Genomic DNA, 17,012 nt, shown 5'->3' on the forward strand with positions numbered 1-17,012 from the left:
TGACTTATATATATCTTACTTGTAAGATATAAGTATAATAATCAGTAGAGAAAGCGGGATAAAAAGATGGCTGTTACAATTTTCACTCAAACGAGCTGTACATCATCAAAAAAGGCTTTACAGTGGCTAAAGGAAAATAACATTTCTTTCACTGAAAAAAGAATTACTTCTGATCAGTTAACATTGCCTGAATTCAAATTGATTTTAAGCATGACTGAAGATGGTACAGACGAAATTATTTCTACAAACTCTAAAGACTTCAAAAACTTAAATTGCGATATTAATCAACTTTCTATTCAAGAACTATATGATATTGTAAAGGATCATCCAAAAATGCTACGTAGCCCCATTTTGGTCGATGAAAAACGCCTACAAGTTGGCTATAATGATATGGATATTCGTCGTTTCATCCCACGCAAGGTGCGTGCTTATGAGCTTTATGAAATGCAACGCCTTTCACTAGAAGGCTGAATGAAACATTTTGGAGATGAGTAATATGAATGATGCTAGAAGAGAAAGCATTTCTTCATTATTTGAAGTAGTTGCTACTTTAGAGCGCAAATGGGCAAATGAGTGGAATAGCCAGAACAGTCTAGGCTTTTCTAAAACGCATATTTTAATACTAGATCTTCTAAATAACGAAGGTCCAAAACGTCCTTCAGCTATCGCTGAAAAACTTCAAGTGACAACAGGTGGAGTAACTGTTCTAACTAGCAAACTAATAAAAACTGGCCTTGTTAAAAAGACGCAAAATGAAACAGATCGTCGTGCATCACAACTTGAAATTACAGATACTGGCAAAGAACTCCTATCAAAGGCACATCGCCATGTAAATGAAATTATCGAAAAAATGTTTGGCATGCTCAGCGAAGAAGAAATTCATACGCTCAGTAAGATTTTCTCTAAATGCTTATTTGGTTCATAACAACCGTTAACATGAAATATTTATGTTAGCGGTTTTATTTTGGGCAAAAATGGCCAAATCATATAATTGAACCATCATATTTCCCTACCATACAAAAATAGCTACCCACACTTGAGTAGCTATCTTCTTATATATTTACCGTTTTTCAAGGCGGCGATCTCTGTATAGATTGCCCGACTTTTGATTAACGGACAACTATAGATTAAGCAGGCATAATTGCCTCAACTGAAGATTGATCAGCCATCATCATTTCTTTTAGACGTTGTTTCGCACGGAATAAACGAGATTTAACTGTACCGATTGAAACATTCATTAATTCTGCAATCTCAACAAGTGAGTATTGATTTACATAGAAATATACTAATGTCGTACGATATATAGTATCTAGTTTACCGATTTTATCTTGCACAATTTGAGCGATTGCATCTTGCTCAATAACTTCCTCAGTAGATAGTTCATTATTGGGAACCAAATCTAACACAGGAACGTCTAAAGTATCAGGTTGGTTCATCATGTATTTACTACGACGAACATTTTTGCGATAACGGTCGCGGAAAGTGTTCATACAAATTGTAGTTAACCAAGCTTTGACGTGATCTACGTCAGCTACATAAGATTCATAACGTACAACTTTTACCCAAACTTCTTGCATTAAGTCCTCTGCCTCTGCTTTATTGCGAGTTAGTTTTAGACATAAATGATATATATAACGATTATATTCCTCATAAACTGTTTCAAGTGTTGTATTTGTATTTGTTTTTGTATTTGTTTTCATTTTCATTACCTCCGATTCGCGTCTTGCTTTGTTAAACCTATTGTCGCAAAAACAAACCTTTCACTCTATCGGATTCTCTTTCAATTTAATTACATTCATGTAAGGTTAGCATATAAATCATGTAATCTAGTTTTTAAAACGTTGATTTATCAACACTCTTAAGTGACATTTTACATTACAAAAGAAAAATCCTACCCAATTTCCTGGATAGGATTTTATTTATTTGCAATTATTCTTTCCCTTTTTCATGTTCGACTGGCTTCTTAGTAATCGTTAATTTGACGATTCGATTATCATCCATCTCATTTACAACGACATGCAAATTTTCATAAGTGAATGATTCATTTTCTTCTGGAACATGAACGCATTGTTCCAAAACAAAACCACCTAATGTATCGTGAAGTTGTGGAATATCTACTTCAAAAACCCGATTCGCCTCGACAATTTCAAGACGACCATGACAAACAAGTTTAGTTTCAGTCACTTCATAAATGAGTGACTCCTCTTCCTCATCTGATTCATCCTCGATTTCTTGTCCAATCATTTCTTCTATTATATCTTCATGTGAAATAATCCCAAGTGTCCCGCCGTATTCATCAAGAACTATAGCTAAATGCTTTTTCTTAGCCAGCATTAATTTAAATACTTTCTCTACATTGATATTTGAAACGACAAATAGTGGTTCACGATCTATAAAATCATCAAGCGTTTTAGACGGGTCTAATGTCCATTCTATAAATTTCTTCGAATAGAACATACCGACAACATCATCCATGCTTTCATCGTAAACTGGATAACGAGTGAACGAATATTCTAAAATTGTATCGCGCACCTCTTCAAATGTTGAATGGATAGAAAGCCCAATAACCTCTGTTCTGTGTGTACCAAGAACATCAGATACATCTTTATCTGGAAAATCCATAACACCTTTAAGTCGTTCTGATTCTTCAAAAGCAAATGTGCCTTCTGTAGAAGCAATGTCTACCATCGATCGAAGCTCTTCTTTTGTTAGTATGGCTTCTTTCACTGCCCCATTTGAAATAATTTGGATAAAAATATTCGTAAACTTTTGGATAATCCATGTAATTGGGCGCAAAATTTTCACTAGCAATGCAATTATCGGAGCGACCATGTAAGCAATTTTATCCGCAAATGTTACTGCGATTGTTTTTGGAAGAACTTCTCCAAAAATAATAATAATAACTGTCAAAATTGTAGTAGCTACTGAAAGCTGCCAACCATGTCGAAGTGCGATGATAGTTAAGAATGTTGGCAGTAGTATATTCGCTATATTATTCCCGATTAAAATTGTTGTAATCATGCGGTCCGGATGCGAAATGAGCAAAAACAATTTTTCAGACATGCGATCTCCTTGCTCAGCACGCAACTGGACCTTCATCCTATTAATAGCTGTTAACGCTGTTTCACTGCCTGAAAAGAAAAATGACGCCACCAAACATATGATTAAACCTATAAACTCCAACTAAACTTCCTCCTGTTAATAAACGAATTCAGTACATTTTCATATAGATAATATACCATATTATTGATAATCTCCCTCTTTTCATGTGTACCTTTCTAATTAATTTAAGGGATATGCTATAATTATTATATTATCGAATATTTCGAAATGGGGGATAATTATGAATAGTATAGACCAATATTTCACTACCAAACGCGAGGAACATCTGGAAGAATTAAAGCAGTTTTTATCTATTCCAAGTATCAGTTCTTTATCTGAACATAAAGAAGATATGAAAACGGCCGCTGCTTTTTTAGGTGATGCTATGAAAAAAGTCGGATTAGAAAACATCAAAATCAATGAAACTGGTGGCCACCCCGCTGTTACTGCAGATTGGTTACACGCTGAAGGTAAACCAACTATTTTAGTATATGGTCACTATGATGTACAACCTGTTGATCCTTTAAACTTATGGGATAGCGAACCGTTTAAACCTGAAATTCGCGACAATATTTTATATGCACGTGGTTCAAGTGACGATAAAGGTCAAGTGTTCATGCATATTAAAGTCATAGAAGCTTTAATGCAAATAAACGGTGAGCTACCTGTGAACGTGAAATTTTTAATCGAAGGTGAAGAAGAAATTGGTAGTAAAAACTTACCTTCATTCGTCGAGGAACATAAAGACTACCTAGCTGCAGATTTAGTTTTAATTTCAGATACAGGTCTTTACGCACCTGGGAAACCTGCTGTTTGCTATGCTTTACGTGGTTTAACAGGGGTACAAATAGATATTCGTGGAGCTAAAGGTGACCTTCATTCAGGACTTTATGGAGGTGGCGTACAAAATCCAATACATTCCTTAGCTGATATTTTGGCATCCTTCCATGACGAACATGGCACTATTACAGTAGATGGCTTTTATGACAATGTTCTTCCTCTTACGGACGAAGAACGCGCAGCATTTCGTGCCTTAGATTTTGACGAAGAAGGTATCAAAGAGGAAATTGGTGTGAAAGAATTATTCGGTGAAAAGGGCTACACTTATCTTGAACATACATGGGCGCGCCCAACACTAGAAGTAAACGGAGTTTTCGGTGGTTTCTCTGGCGAAGGTATTAAAACCGTTTTACCTGCAGAAGCTGGTGCAAAAATAACTTGTCGCCTTGTTCCTAACCAAGATCCCGAAGAAATTGTAGAAAAGCTACGAGCACATATCGCTGCGCACAAGCCAACTGGTGTTGAAATTACAGTTACTGAGTTCGATAAAGGTAAACCATTCATTACACCAATGAATCATCCACTAATCCAAGCTGCTGGACGTTCTTACGAAAAAGTATATAACACACCAACAGCATATATTCGTGGTGGCGGTTCAATTCCAATCGTCGCAGCATTTGATGAAATTCTAGGAACTCCAGTAATCTTAATGGGCTTCGGACTTTCAAGCGAAAACTTCCATGCACCAAACGAACACTTCCATCTAGAAAATTATGACAAAGGACTTCGTGTTATCAGTGACTACTACTACGAAGTAGCAGCAGTTGATAAGGATGCCCTATAAATAAAAAAATATTAATCCGCTCCTTTTAAAAGAGGAGCGTTTTTTTATGTACAAAACTGATCTAATAGAAGATTTAGTGCTTAGTTGCTATTACTCAAACTTCTATTTTGCATTGCTTGAGCTCACATTTAACATACTCTCCTCTTCTTTTGCTCTACTCAGGCAACTATTTAACCTACGCGTCCACTCTTTTGATTCACTCATGCTCTCTTTTAACCTACTCACCACTCCCCGATCAAAAAAATCCCGCATACGTTTAGTTAACGCATGCGGGAATTCTAATAGAAGTACTATTGTTAGTATATAATTCTATTCACCAAAAATGGTTACAATTTCACTTGCTGATTTACGTGGCTTTTCTTTTGGTACAAGGTCGTAGTAGCCGAATTGTAACATGCTGATGATGCGTTCACCTGTTTTTACACCCATTGGTTCACGGAATTTTGGATTATCTAGCCATGCAGGAGTTTTCCAGCATGCACCGATTCCTTTATCCCATGCAAGTAGTTGCATATTTTGTATAAAGCTACTTGCTGCAGCGAAGTCTTCTAAACGTTCTTTTTGTCGAGCATCTTCTGGAATGACTACAAATACATATGCACCTGGCAATGAGAATTTACTCATCTTACTTTGAAGCTCATCTTCCGAAAGCTCTTTCCAATTTGGGACAGCAAATTCACGAATAAGGTCTTTTAATGGTTCTAATTCAGGACCACATGCCACTACTAATCGCCAAGGTTGACGGTTACCATGATTAGGTGCCCATACCGCATCGTCAATTATCGACATTAAATCTTCACGATCAATTGGCTGACCATTGAACATTTTAATGGAACGACGTTGTGTAATTGCCTCTATTACTGTTAATGATTGTTCCTTCATTTCTATCACTCCTACTCTGCAAATCTTTACAATTTGGCAGTAAGTTTCATCATACGACTTATGTATGCATCACTATCCACCATACCATATTCCTAAAAAAAAACAAAAAATGACGAAAGAAATCCCTATCACTTTTTTTATAAAAAGTTCGTTTGGTTGCGACCGTTATTTTTTGATTGATAAAGTGCTTGATCTGCTGCTTCGACAAAATCACTGACTGATTCAAATGAATGCATAAATGTCGTAGTACCACCGATGCTAATAGTTGCAAATTGTGTATCACTTCTACCTTTATGTTCAAATTTAGCATTTTCAACTGAACTGCGTATTTTCTCAGCAAGTAACCTTGCTTCAACTTCATCCATTTTTCGAATAACGATTGCGAATTCTTCTCCACCATAACGAGAAATCACGCCTCGGTCAGGTACGATATCCTTCATTATATTCACAGTATGACAAATAAGATCGTCACCTTTTAGATGTCCATATGTATCGTTATATTTTTTAAATTCATCAATATCAATCATGAGTATTGTTAGCGGCCACTTATCTTTGTAACTTTCACGGAAACAGATTGGTAGTCGGTCTTCAAAATAGCGCCGATTATTAATACCAGTTAAGCCATCTAATTCAGTCAGTTCCTTCAATTGCTCATTTTTCACCTGTAGTTCATATGTTCTTTCATGAATCTTTTTATCAAGTGATGTATTTAATATCATTAATTTCTTACTGAGTAATTCAGATTCATAGAAATTTCTTGCGTAATTACGGCTTAAATTAAATGCCTGCAAAATGACGTAGAAGAAAAATCCGTAAATTGAAAGCATGAGTGTATCTATTAAACCCTTGGCAAACAAATAATCGTTCACTATCGTTGTAAAAAACAATAAATTTGCTATTAAATTCATTAGAGCAGTAGGTCTTTTATTTACACAAGCCTTTACTAATATAATCGTTATGCAAATCATAAGTATAAAAGCAAGGGGAAACACATCAAAGAATAGAGGTTTAAAGAAGCTCGGTGGCGTCACCCAAGTTAGAAATAATAGTGGCATGACTATTGCCATCACTATATAAACTGTCTTTTTACCAGCTTCTCTAGGAAATAGTCGAGAAATAAAGGCTATATAAGTAAGAACTGATCCATAGATTAATGAGTACTCTATACGCTTTAGTAAAAACCAAGTCAAATGTGAAAACTGCATTTGCAAAAGCATTGGCCCTACGAAAAGTGAACGCATCACTATGAATAGACTCAACAAACCAAAATAAAGGAAAAGCCGTTCAGTTTTCCTATATAAAAATATAATTATGTGATATATCCCTATAATAATTACACTGCCATTCATAAATAACAGAGCTGCTTGTCGATCTGAATGATAATTGACTATAGCATTTGCTTGTCCAAATAAAATCTCTTCACTTGCTTCACCAACAATGTCTTCAAAATTAGACACGTGCAAAACGACTAAAATCTTTTCAGCGTTAGGAACAAAATAGCCAATTCTAGGTGTCGTTGAAGGAGCTGATGTATCTTTCGAAGTACCAACAGAACCACTCGATGAAATGGGTATTCCATCTACAAACAATGTATAGGCACTTGATTGGAAACGAGTAGAAAGCGCAAATGTGTGACCAATCTGCTCTTTAGGAATTTGCAAATAGAGAGCATATGTTGCATAGCCTTTCACACTCCCTAAAAGGTCATTCCAAGAGCTCGGCAAATATGCTTTATCTACATTTGATGTTTTCACCCTCTTCTCTATTTCTTTAGTAGATAGTAATTCATGAGTGAAAAATAACCATTCACCTCGTAATGGAATGACAGAATTCTCTGCTATATCTGTGTGATTGAGTACTAATAAACCGTATTTGATTTGGGAATTAGTTTCAAAATCAACTAATGTACAGCCACTGAGGATGATTACAAATAGTAGTAATGCACTTATCTTTCTCAATTGTAATCCTCCAAATATTTGATGATCGTTAAAAAAAGGGTTGTTTTCATAGTTATTTTTCCTACATACTGTAAAAAAGAGTCTGGAGGATTTTGTATGTCTTATTTGACGATTTGTTATTGGCTAATGAGTTACTTCGCTGGTACATTCATGACTGCATGGTGGGTTGGCAAATGGCGAAATATCGATTTACGTGAGCATCGTAGCGGGAATTTAGGTGCTAGAAATGCTGGTGCAGTTATTGGTAAATCTGCATTTTTAATAACTTCAATTGGTGATGGTAGCAAAGGGTTACTCATTGTTCTACTGGGCTACTTGCTGAACGAAACAGAATTTTCAATTGCAGTTGCTGGTGCCCTTGTCATTATCGGGCATTTATTTCCATTTTGGTTAAAAGGCAAAGGCGGTAAAGGTATTGCAACTTTTGTCGGAGTTACACTTGCTTTTAATCCTCTATTATTTTTAGCTTTTGTCGTTGGATTTTTAATTCCAATTCCTTTCCTAAAAAGCGCAACACTAAGTATGCTTTTGGGTTATGTATGTTATATAGGATCAATTATTTACAGCGGATGTTTACCAGTTGCTTGGCCAATCGTTCTTATTATTCTAATCATAGTTTACAAACATCGCTTTGACATTATCGAGTCCTATCAAGAAAAAGCTTGGAAATCAAAAAAATCAACATTATAATATTCCGCTTTTTTTTGAAAACACAGCAAACCCGACCTATTATCCATTGAATAGGTCGGGTACTTTATTATATTGGTAATATAACATCTTCTATGTGAAAAAAGTAGTATTTCATATTCGGTGTATAAGCACTTGAGTCTAAATATTCCCATGGTCGATGAAAGCTATTGGATGTGTGGGCATTCACTAGAGGTTCACCATCTTGAATACTTGTAACAATGACAGAATGATCTATTCGTCCATCATTTTGGAAATCGTAAAAAATAATATCTCCAAGTTCTAAGTCATAGGCAGATGATACTTGTTTTCCCCTCAGTCCCTTCTTTGAAGTTTCTAAATACCAACGTAATGAATGCGGTGTACTCCAACTAAAACTCCAATTCCCTCCTTTAAGCCACCATCCCTCCGATCGGTTTGGCGATCCCCACATAGGTCCACCGCCTGCAAAAAGACATTGCGATATATAATTAGTACAATCCACATCAAATCGCGGAAATGATGGATTGTAGCTGTCCCACCATTTATCGGCGTAAGCGACAGCTGCTTGTCGATTGTAAACTGCTCCATCACACCTCCTTACCCAAGTATATGCACTGCCCTGATTTAATATTTCCATCATCCCAAAAGATTTTATAAAGTAGTTATTTTGTCATTAAAAGTCGTTTCAACTAAATTCACCCATTTATAAAGGACCTCAAATTATTATTCACAATATTACATTTCTATGATATTTGTCAGTGTCTTTACATTTATACAACAATTTCAATATTCCTTATTTGAATCGCCCAATATAAGTCAAAAATTTGGTACAATGAAAACAACTAATTTGTTTCTCCTATTTTACGTTTGAAAGGGTGTTCGAAATTGACACAGCACGCAGAAAAAGAAATTGTTGAGTCGACATTATTATGTGACAAGAAGGGTAATCTAAATCCCGCTGCCATAGGATTCGCTCGAAAACCAATTATCAATAGTAATTTGAAAGGCCATTTCATGCGTAAAAAGAAATGGAATTATTGGTGTGTTTTCGGAGATGAAATTATGTTCTCTGCAACTATTAGCCATTTAGATTATGCTGCTGTTTGTTTCGTCTACTTCTTAGATTACGAAACTCAACGTTACTTTGAAAAGACAATCACCATTCCCTTGGGCAATAAAGTAAAAATGCCTACAAACGTATTAGAAACTGTAAATTTCATTCACGATGATATGAAAATCCAACTGTTATACGCGCAAAATGAAACACAAATGACAGTCACTATCCCTGATTTTGATGGCGATTTACTGCATGCTGACTTAACAATCAAACACCCTGTAGACGACGACTCTCTCAATGTGGTCATCCCTTGGAATCGTCAAACCTTCCAATTTACTGGGAAACATCATTCATTACCAACTAACGGTTACGTAAAAATAGGTGAAAAACGTTATAATTTTCAAGAAGAAGAGTGCTACGCAGTACTCGATTACGGTCGTGGCGTTTGGCCACGTGAAGCAACTTGGAACTGGGCTATGGCTTCCCAAAAATGTAGAGGTCACCGAATCGGCCTAAACTTAGGTGGCCAATGGACAGATGGCACCGGCATGACGGAAAATGCAATATTCCTAGATGGTAAAATGACTAAAATCCATGAAGATGTTATTTTCGAATACAATGCAAAAGATTTTATGCAACCTTGGCATATTAAATCTAAATTCACGGATGATGTTCAACTTACATTCACCCCATTCTTTGAACGTATTGCTACAACAAACGCCAAAGTTATCAAATCCGAAGTGCATCAAATGGTTGGCTATTTTAACGGTCGCGTTCGATTGGACAGTGGTTGTTACTTACCCATCCAACAATTAATCGGCACCGCCGAAGAACATTTAGCTAAATGGTAAAAAGGACAGCCTCTGTTTCGATTGAGAGGCTGTCCTTTTATCTTGGGGCGTTGTTAAAATGTGGTCTTGAGATTTTTTGAGCAGCGACGGTCTCATCAAGAAGTGATAGTTCTTCTCTGAGTAGGGATAATTTCTTCCTGAGTAGCGTTAATTTTTCTCTGAGTAGCGCTAATTTCTTCCTGAGTAGCGTTAGTCCTCTCGAGTAGCGACAATCCTCCCCCGAGTAGCGCTAATCTCGCTCTGAGTAGCGACAATTCTCTCCCCAGTAGCGCTAATCTCTGAGTAGCGACAATTCTCTCCCCAGTAGCGCTAATCTCTGAGTAGCGACAATTCTCTCCCTGAGTAGCGACAATTCTCTCCCCAGTAGCGCTAATCTCTCCCTGAGTAGCGACAATCCTCTCCAAATATCCCTTAACCAATCCCAATAATGTTAGCGAGCACTATTCCCTCATCTATTCCCATGCAAATAGAGTTTCTCCGGATAGTCTGTAAAAACAGCTTCGACTCCAAGTTTTTTCATCAAATCATAATCTTCTTTTGTATTCACTGTATAGACGCGCACTATATTACCTCGTTCAATTGCCGTTTTAACAGCTTCGCGTTTAGCCGCTACTAATGAAACATGCAATGCATCCGTACCTATCATGACACCGTACTCATGTAGATTCACTAAAATCTTCATGAATAAGGCCCCTACTTCATTCTGAGGTGCCTTTTTTAATACTCGTTCTACCATTTCATGATCGAATGATGAAAAGACAACTCTATCCAACATGCCATTTTCTTCAAGCAAAGTTATTACTTCATCTTCTATCCCCTTATATAAAAAGACATCTGTTTTCAATTCAATATTAATCATATGATGAGTCGTTTTGAAAATATCCAATACTTCTTGCAGAGTTGGAATTTTCTCTCCTGCAAATTGCTCGCCCTTCCATGATCCAAAATCATATGAACGTAATTCTTCAAAGGTCATATCACGGATATAACCTTCTCCGTTTGAAGTGCGATTGATACGTTCATCATGATTGATTACGAGAATGCCATCTTTTGTGCGCTGGACATCTAATTCAATGCCATAAATGGGTAATCTTGCGGCTTCACGGAAAGAGCATAATGTATTTTCAGGGAAATCACCTGAAGCTCCACGATGTGCAAATATTTTCATAAATCATTTCCTCCATAGATATAATCATTAATTTTATGCTACACTTTCTAAAATTTCCAGACAATTGAAAACTTTTACTTGTACTCACTGAATTCATGTAGTAATATTTATCATTGCTATCAAAACCCCAACATCTTAAACAGGACGCAAAATTGCCAAATTGGAGGACTGTAAATGACACAGAAGCATCCCGATTTTGAACAAGAAGCTCAGCGCCTGGCTTACACAAAACATTATATGCGAAAACTCTTAGAAGAATCCAAACGTGACGTTCAATCAGCACAGGACAGTATTCGAAAATCTATGTCTGATTTAGAATACCTAGATTCAAGTTTAAGCTACCTCAATATTTTAACGAATGCTCGATTTTTTGAAATGGCACTCGATCAAAAAGAAGGCCTTGAAGCAGTTCAACAAAAACCTTATTTTGCCCGTATACATTTCCAAAAAGAAGGCGAACCAACAGAAAAATTATATATTGGTAAGACATCTCTCTTTGACCGTGAAACGCAAGAGCCTATAATCGTTGACTGGCGCTCTCCCGTGGCGAACGTATACTACGACGGGCGACTTGGTGATCTTACTTATAAAGTACATGACGAAGAATACAATGGGCACCTCTTTTCGAAACGGCAATATAAAATTGAAGAAGGCAAACTTTTAGACGTCCAAGATATTGACCTAACAACAAACGATGAACTATTACAAGATGCACTGGCAGGTAAAGCTGATGTACGGCTTACTGAAATCGTCTCAACGATTCAAGCTGAACAAAACGATGTTATTCGTGCTCATTTAAAGCAACCAATACTCGTACAAGGTGCGGCCGGATCAGGAAAGACAACTATTGCTCTTCATAGAATATCTTATTTCCTATATACAATGGGTGAGCATTTTAACGCAAAAGAATTGATGATTTTAGCACCTAATCAGCTGTTCATAGACTATATTGGCGACGTTTTACCTGAGCTTGGTGTCGATCAAATTTGCCAAACAACATACTCAGATTATGTGCAACAAGCAACTGATATAAAGCTGAAAATCCAAAATCCAAATGAACAACTTGAAAAACTTGTGAGCGAAGACGTTATCGATGAAATAGTGCTTTGGCTAACCAGAATGAAAGGTTCACTTGAATACCGAGATGTTATGGATCGTTATTTGAAAAAAATTGAATCCCAAATAGCTGATCAATTCGAAGATGTTTATATCGAAAAATATCGTATTTTAACAGGCTCCCATTTAAGAAAACTTTTCTTAAAAGATTTTGCCTATATGCCCTTCGAAAAGCGAATTGAACGAATTAAAGCTGTGCTACAAAATTATGTACGACAAAAGAAAAAGCAAATACTACTTTCTTTAAATAAAAGATATGATGAAATTTTGGATAAAGCATTGTTTGGTATTCAAGATGCTGCTAAACGTAAACAGACGGTGACAAAATGGATTGATGAACGTGATGTTCGTATTCCAGCTGTTGAAAAAACAGCTAAATCTACCACTTCAAATTATATGAAGCGCTTTAAAAAGCATAAAATTAAAACCTTGTATCGTGAGTTTTTGACGAATTATGATTTACAAAAAGAGCTATCTCCCGAATGGTCTGAATCAGAACATGAGCAATTTTTTAACGCCCATATAAAAGAAACTTGGGCCTTAGAAGATTTGGCTGCTATCTTCTATTTGCATGCCAAAATTAAAGGGGTCAACGAAAAATGGAAAATGCGCGTTGTTTTCATCGATGAGGTGCAAGATTATAGCTTATTCCAGTTAGCTGCTTTAAAAGAAGGTCTAGAAACTGATATGTTCACTATGGTAGGCGACTTGGCCCAAGGAATACATAGTTACCGCTCCTTAACGGACTGGACGCCTGTACGCGAGTTATTCCCTCGCGCTACTTATAAAACTTTGCAAAAAAGCTATCGTACTACAATAGAGATTATGGCTGTTGCAAATGAGATTTTATCGAAAATGGGCGAAGATTTACCGCTTGTAGAGCCAGTTGTCCGTCATGGAGATGAACCAACCTTCCATGAGATGAAAATAATTGACCCCGTAGCGATTGAAGATATTCATCAACAAATTAGAGCAAAAGGGCACCGTTCCATCGCACTCATTTGTAAGACTTCTGATGAAGCAACGGACTATACGAAGATATTACAAAATGCTGGTGTAATGGCTCAGACTTTATCTGAATCATCCGAGATTGACCAGGGTGCACTTCTTGTCATACCAAGTCATTTAGCGAAGGGGCTTGAATTTGATGCAGTTATTGTAACTGCCATCGAAAGGCCATTCCGTGATACAGCACTTGACCGTAAGCTTCTATATGTAGCTGTCACCCGTGCCATGCATGAGCTACATTTAGTTGGCTCTTCGCGCAGTGCGTTTTTATTAGCAGAATAAAAATAAAGAGGCATTCCAAAAGTCGTTTGCAAACCGACAATTGGAAGCCTCTTTTTTATTTTCTCGCAGAGAGAGGATAATAATTTTGCTTTTTAGAAAAGATATTCATTATCTTTCTACGGATACCCTTTTTCTCTTTTACTAATTGCTTTTCATTTTTTACATCGACTTTTCCTAATGCAGGTAATCTCATTGTAGATCTCCCCTTTGCGATGGTTTTTGTACTTTCTTAACATTACCATTAGTTTATGAATATTATCGACAGAATATGTATATTTTTAGTAAAAATTATTATTAATTTCAAATTTTCAGTTAGAATTTCAAAAAATAAATGTTTCGTTAAATATAGATCGCTATTCCACTACTACTACCCTTAAATGACTTATGATTTTAAACTCCTATTTTAAACTTAGTAAATTAAAAATACCAAGCAAACTACAATTTGCTTGGTATTCTTCGGATTACTTGAATATACTCCATATTCTTTTAAAAAAACCCTTTTTACTTACATCATCCATTTTATTTATTTCTGCTACTATCGCATCTGATAACAGGTCGTAACCTGCTTCTCCGAAGTGTAATCCATCGTTTTTTATGCCCACCAAAAGCTCTTTGTAATTTGGCTTATTATAGAGAATTTCAAAAAAATCAATGATATGACATCCTGTTTCTTCTGCGACATCTTTGGCCGCCTGGCCGTATTCTTTCAACCTCTGATTTTTACGATTTGGTTGTAATGCTTCATCGACCGGCGGAGATGTAATTAGAATTGTTCGATCAGCTCCAATTTGCTGAACAAAGTAGCGAATATTAGATTTAAAGGTGCCTATCGGTATTAATTTGTGCTTTGCAGAATCGTTTCCTCCAAATAAAACTGTTACGACATCAGGATTTTTTGAGAGTACATCCTTCTTAAAACGAACTCTAGCTTGCTCCGTTGTATTACCAGATACTCCTGCATTAATAAATTGATGCTGTTTCATTTTCAACTTTAGCATGGATGTTAAAACCGGTTTTGGATAGTTTTCTTTTCGTGCTGTAATACTATCTCCAAAACAAATGATTTTCATCTAACAATCCCCTTTTGCTATTTTTCTTTTCTAGATATTATTTTTTTGCGAAATAATCTACTTGCTGTATTTTCGAAAATCCAGCTCGTTCGTAGACAGATAGCGCTTGTTCATTTTCAATCTCAACATCAAGCAATACTGTAGATTGTTCTTTTTGGGCAGCAATATTTTTAACCCACGCTAAAAGTGCTGCTCCTATACCTTGACGTTGGAAATCAGGATGTACTGCTAATGCAGTTACCCACTGGACGTCATTCTCTTCAACTGAAGTCACAGTGCCTACAACTACACCATCTTTTTCAGCAACCCATAATACACGCCCCTTTGTTGACGTATTCGTAGAGATTAGATGATCTGTATCTTCTGGAGTATCTTCAAATGCAAACTCAAAAACAGTAACAAGTGCATCGCGTTCACCATTATATAAGCGAATTGTTAAGTCACTGATAACATCGGTATATTCAGCATCTGCCCGTAGTGTCGCTTCTGAAAAACTATATTCATAACCTTGTGCTTCGATGAATTCACGCCCTTTGTCACCGTTTAATGTAAGAGCTAATTCTCCAACAGCATTGCGTTCATTAAACCCAGCTGCAATGCTCTCAACTAGTAGTTTTCCAATCCCCATACCACGATACATAGGAGCTACAACTGCTGACCATTCAAATGTATTGAAACCCATCGTATCAACGGCACTAGCTACACCAACTAGTTCATCCTTATCATCATCATAAGCCAGCACTAAAAAACCATATGCCTCCGGGTTGCACCAGCTATTTTCGTTCATCACTACTTTGTAATCTAGTTTATCTTCTAGTCCAGATTTACCCAATAATTGTAAAACTTCCTGATAAGTTTCACCATCAATAGGGTATGTTGCTTTCATTATAAAAATATTCAAATTGAAACCACCTTGTTGTAATTGTTTTGTCATCTAAATGATAACAAATTATCAAATAATGCGACTATCATTTGGCTTTTTAGGGGTATAGAATATCGAGATGGAGGTTTTACTATGACAAAACAACGATTAACTTGGGTTGATGTGACTAAGGGATTTTTAATGATATTAGTAGTAATAGGTCATTTTCCTGGAGACTTGGATTACCCTCTTTTACAATATATCTATTGGTTCCATATGCCAGCTTTCTTCGTACTGAGTGGATTATTCTTCAAACCGCTAGCAAAGGACGAGCCTATTCGTAAAGCTGTAAAAAAACGATTTATGCAATTGACGATTCCCTATTTCTTCTTCCTATTAGTTATTACATGTATTCGTTATATATTGGCATTCGCTTATGGAAATACCGATATTTCATGGTATATGGAGGATTTAAGTACGCTCATTATTGGTGGACGTTATGCACGCGGATCTTACGGTGTATTCTGGTTTACAACGGTCTTATTCTTTACTTATATATTATTCTTATTACTAACAAAATATTTAAACCGCTTCTATCAATTTTTTGTACTTGCAATTTGCTACATTATCGCGCATATACAAAGCTACTATGTAATAGATGTTATTGGTGGCTCGTCTGCTGAAGCTTCACAAACTATACCTATACTATGGAATTTGGATGTTACGCTCATAGCTTTGGTCTACTTCGCCATTGGCTATTATGCAAAAGATTTATTTTTACACATACGATTGCCCTTATGGACAATTTGTACAGTTAGTTCACTCTTAGCAATGTATCTGGCATGGATAGATCAATTTGATTATCACTTAAGCTTGAAGTTTATTCGGTACAATGATGCCTTAATGGATCTTATCATCCCTTTTATTTTTATCATTACCATTTTCGGTATATTCCAATTTATTACGCGCTTCACACCATTTAAAGCGTTGAAGTTTATCGAAATGCAGTCAATCACTATTATGTATATGCATATTTCGGTAGATAAACAGATGAATAATTTCTTTGACTACGGACTCGTTGGTTATACAGTTCTATGTCTGGGTATATCTATCATAGGATCTTTAGTTATTAAAAAATTCATCCCATACGGATTATTCTTCATCGGAGATATTCGTGCTAAACGTCCGATTCTCTTTAATAGTAAACTATTTATCACATAAAAAAATATGTATGAATAAGGCCGTTGATTCCCGCTGCGGGCGGACTCTTTCCGCGGGCGGGGCCGCCCTCCGCTCCAATCAACTGAATACGTAACTATTACAGTCTACTATAAACAATTATCTATCCATTATTTGAAGGCTT

At 36.3% G+C, this 17,012-nt stretch carries 16 protein-coding genes; 7 read left to right on the forward strand and 9 right to left on the reverse strand.

Going from position 1 to position 17,012, the window contains the following annotated elements:
* Positions 1-66: 66 nt before the first annotated feature.
* Positions 67-471, forward strand: coding sequence for a transcriptional regulator Spx (spx, locus tag AMD00_RS15995; RefSeq protein WP_053417987.1), 405 nt, complete (start codon positions 67-69; stop codon positions 469-471).
* A gap of 25 nt (positions 472-496) precedes the next feature.
* On the forward strand, positions 497-925 hold the full coding sequence (locus tag AMD00_RS16000) for a MarR family winged helix-turn-helix transcriptional regulator (protein WP_053417988.1): 429 nt from the start codon (positions 497-499) through the stop codon (positions 923-925).
* Between the two features lie 202 nt (positions 926-1,127).
* Here the strand turns inward: AMD00_RS16000 and AMD00_RS16005 are convergent, their stop codons facing one another.
* Both AMD00_RS16005 and AMD00_RS16010 read right to left on the reverse strand, forming a co-directional pair.
* The gene (locus tag AMD00_RS16005; RefSeq protein ID WP_053417989.1) at positions 1,128-1,700 is read right to left on the reverse strand and encodes an RNA polymerase sigma factor; all 573 of its coding nucleotides are present in this window, start codon (positions 1,698-1,700) and stop codon (positions 1,128-1,130) included.
* Between the two features lie 229 nt (positions 1,701-1,929).
* Positions 1,930-3,183, reverse strand: a complete 1,254-nt coding sequence (locus AMD00_RS16010; RefSeq protein ID WP_053417990.1) for a hemolysin family protein — start codon at positions 3,181-3,183, stop codon at positions 1,930-1,932.
* 160 nt (positions 3,184-3,343) lie between these two features.
* On the opposite strand from AMD00_RS16010, the gene AMD00_RS16015 reads away from it, so the two are divergent.
* Positions 3,344-4,726, forward strand: a complete 1,383-nt coding sequence (locus tag AMD00_RS16015; RefSeq protein ID WP_053417991.1) for a dipeptidase — start codon at positions 3,344-3,346, stop codon at positions 4,724-4,726.
* 309 nt (positions 4,727-5,035) lie between these two features.
* On the opposite strand, the gene AMD00_RS16020 is transcribed toward AMD00_RS16015, so the two are convergent.
* On the reverse strand, positions 5,036-5,608 hold the full coding sequence (locus AMD00_RS16020) for a nitroreductase family protein (protein WP_053417992.1): 573 nt from the start codon (positions 5,606-5,608) through the stop codon (positions 5,036-5,038).
* A 137-nt stretch (positions 5,609-5,745) separates the two neighbouring features.
* On the reverse strand, positions 5,746-7,566 hold the full coding sequence (locus AMD00_RS16025; RefSeq protein WP_053417993.1) for a sensor domain-containing diguanylate cyclase: 1,821 nt from the start codon (positions 7,564-7,566) through the stop codon (positions 5,746-5,748).
* A 96-nt stretch (positions 7,567-7,662) separates the two neighbouring features.
* Here AMD00_RS16025 and AMD00_RS16030 point away from each other — a divergent pair, with 96 nt between their 5' ends.
* The gene (locus AMD00_RS16030) at positions 7,663-8,256 is read left to right on the forward strand and encodes a glycerol-3-phosphate acyltransferase (protein ID WP_053417994.1); all 594 of its coding nucleotides are present in this window, start codon (positions 7,663-7,665) and stop codon (positions 8,254-8,256) included.
* A gap of 67 nt (positions 8,257-8,323) precedes the next feature.
* Here AMD00_RS16030 and AMD00_RS16035 read toward each other — a convergent pair whose 3' ends face one another.
* Positions 8,324-8,872 (reverse strand): amidase domain-containing protein, encoded by a 549-nt coding sequence (locus AMD00_RS16035; protein ID WP_053417995.1) that lies wholly within the window; start codon positions 8,870-8,872, stop codon positions 8,324-8,326.
* A gap of 248 nt (positions 8,873-9,120) precedes the next feature.
* Between AMD00_RS16035 and AMD00_RS16040 the strand changes: the two genes are divergently transcribed.
* Positions 9,121-10,143: a DUF2804 domain-containing protein gene (locus AMD00_RS16040; protein ID WP_053417996.1), complete on the forward strand. Its 1,023-nt coding sequence runs from the start codon at positions 9,121-9,123 to the stop codon at positions 10,141-10,143.
* A 448-nt stretch (positions 10,144-10,591) separates the two neighbouring features.
* Here the strand turns inward: AMD00_RS16040 and AMD00_RS16050 are convergent, their stop codons facing one another.
* Entirely contained in the window at positions 10,592-11,311 is a 720-nt protein-coding gene (locus AMD00_RS16050) for a glycerophosphodiester phosphodiesterase (RefSeq protein WP_053417998.1), read from the reverse strand.
* Positions 11,312-11,485: 174 nt separating this feature from the next.
* Between AMD00_RS16050 and helD the strand changes: the two genes are divergently transcribed.
* Positions 11,486-13,717: an RNA polymerase recycling motor HelD gene (gene helD, locus AMD00_RS16055; RefSeq protein ID WP_053417999.1), complete on the forward strand. Its 2,232-nt coding sequence runs from the start codon at positions 11,486-11,488 to the stop codon at positions 13,715-13,717.
* A 55-nt stretch (positions 13,718-13,772) separates the two neighbouring features.
* Here the strand turns inward: helD and AMD00_RS23305 are convergent, their stop codons facing one another.
* The 3 genes from AMD00_RS23305 to AMD00_RS16065 all read right to left on the reverse strand — a co-directional run bounded on the left by AMD00_RS23305 (position 13,773) and on the right by AMD00_RS16065 (position 15,721).
* The gene (locus AMD00_RS23305; RefSeq protein ID WP_157059267.1) at positions 13,773-13,910 is read right to left on the reverse strand and encodes a hypothetical protein; all 138 of its coding nucleotides are present in this window, start codon (positions 13,908-13,910) and stop codon (positions 13,773-13,775) included.
* Between the two features lie 268 nt (positions 13,911-14,178).
* Entirely contained in the window at positions 14,179-14,787 is a 609-nt protein-coding gene (locus tag AMD00_RS16060; protein ID WP_053418000.1) for a GDSL-type esterase/lipase family protein, read from the reverse strand.
* Between the two features lie 37 nt (positions 14,788-14,824).
* The gene (locus tag AMD00_RS16065) at positions 14,825-15,721 is read right to left on the reverse strand and encodes a GNAT family N-acetyltransferase (protein ID WP_245639540.1); all 897 of its coding nucleotides are present in this window, start codon (positions 15,719-15,721) and stop codon (positions 14,825-14,827) included.
* A gap of 81 nt (positions 15,722-15,802) precedes the next feature.
* Here AMD00_RS16065 and AMD00_RS16070 point away from each other — a divergent pair, with 81 nt between their 5' ends.
* Positions 15,803-16,870: an acyltransferase family protein gene (locus AMD00_RS16070; RefSeq protein ID WP_053418002.1), complete on the forward strand. Its 1,068-nt coding sequence runs from the start codon at positions 15,803-15,805 to the stop codon at positions 16,868-16,870.
* Positions 16,871-17,012 lie beyond the last annotated feature (142 nt).

The organism is Viridibacillus arvi (assembly GCF_001274945.1).
Lineage (GTDB): Bacteria > Bacillota > Bacilli > Bacillales_A > Planococcaceae > Viridibacillus > Viridibacillus arvi.

Bases quoted from the DNA above. Each gene is read 5' to 3' on its own strand.
- AMD00_RS16020 (WP_053417992.1), bottom strand. From the start codon at position 5,608: ATGAAGGAACAATCATTAACAGTAATAGAGGCAATTACACAACGTCGT.
- AMD00_RS16035 (WP_053417995.1), bottom strand. From the start codon at position 8,872: ATGGAAATATTAAATCAGGGCAGTGCATATACTTGGGTAAGGAGGTGT.
- AMD00_RS16015 (WP_053417991.1), top strand. From the start codon at position 3,344: ATGAATAGTATAGACCAATATTTCACTACCAAACGCGAGGAACATCTG.
- AMD00_RS16065 (WP_245639540.1), bottom strand. From the start codon at position 15,721: ATGACAAAACAATTACAACAAGGTGGTTTCAATTTGAATATTTTTATA.
- AMD00_RS16030 (WP_053417994.1), top strand. From the start codon at position 7,663: ATGTCTTATTTGACGATTTGTTATTGGCTAATGAGTTACTTCGCTGGT.
- AMD00_RS16050 (WP_053417998.1), bottom strand. From the start codon at position 11,311: ATGAAAATATTTGCACATCGTGGAGCTTCAGGTGATTTCCCTGAAAAT.
- AMD00_RS16060 (WP_053418000.1), bottom strand. From the start codon at position 14,787: ATGAAAATCATTTGTTTTGGAGATAGTATTACAGCACGAAAAGAAAAC.
- helD (WP_053417999.1), top strand. From the start codon at position 11,486: ATGACACAGAAGCATCCCGATTTTGAACAAGAAGCTCAGCGCCTGGCT.
- AMD00_RS16000 (WP_053417988.1), top strand. From the start codon at position 497: ATGAATGATGCTAGAAGAGAAAGCATTTCTTCATTATTTGAAGTAGTT.
- AMD00_RS16070 (WP_053418002.1), top strand. From the start codon at position 15,803: ATGACAAAACAACGATTAACTTGGGTTGATGTGACTAAGGGATTTTTA.
- AMD00_RS23305 (WP_157059267.1), bottom strand. From the start codon at position 13,910: ATGAGATTACCTGCATTAGGAAAAGTCGATGTAAAAAATGAAAAGCAA.
- AMD00_RS16005 (WP_053417989.1), bottom strand. From the start codon at position 1,700: ATGAAAACAAATACAAAAACAAATACAAATACAACACTTGAAACAGTT.
- spx (WP_053417987.1), top strand. From the start codon at position 67: ATGGCTGTTACAATTTTCACTCAAACGAGCTGTACATCATCAAAAAAG.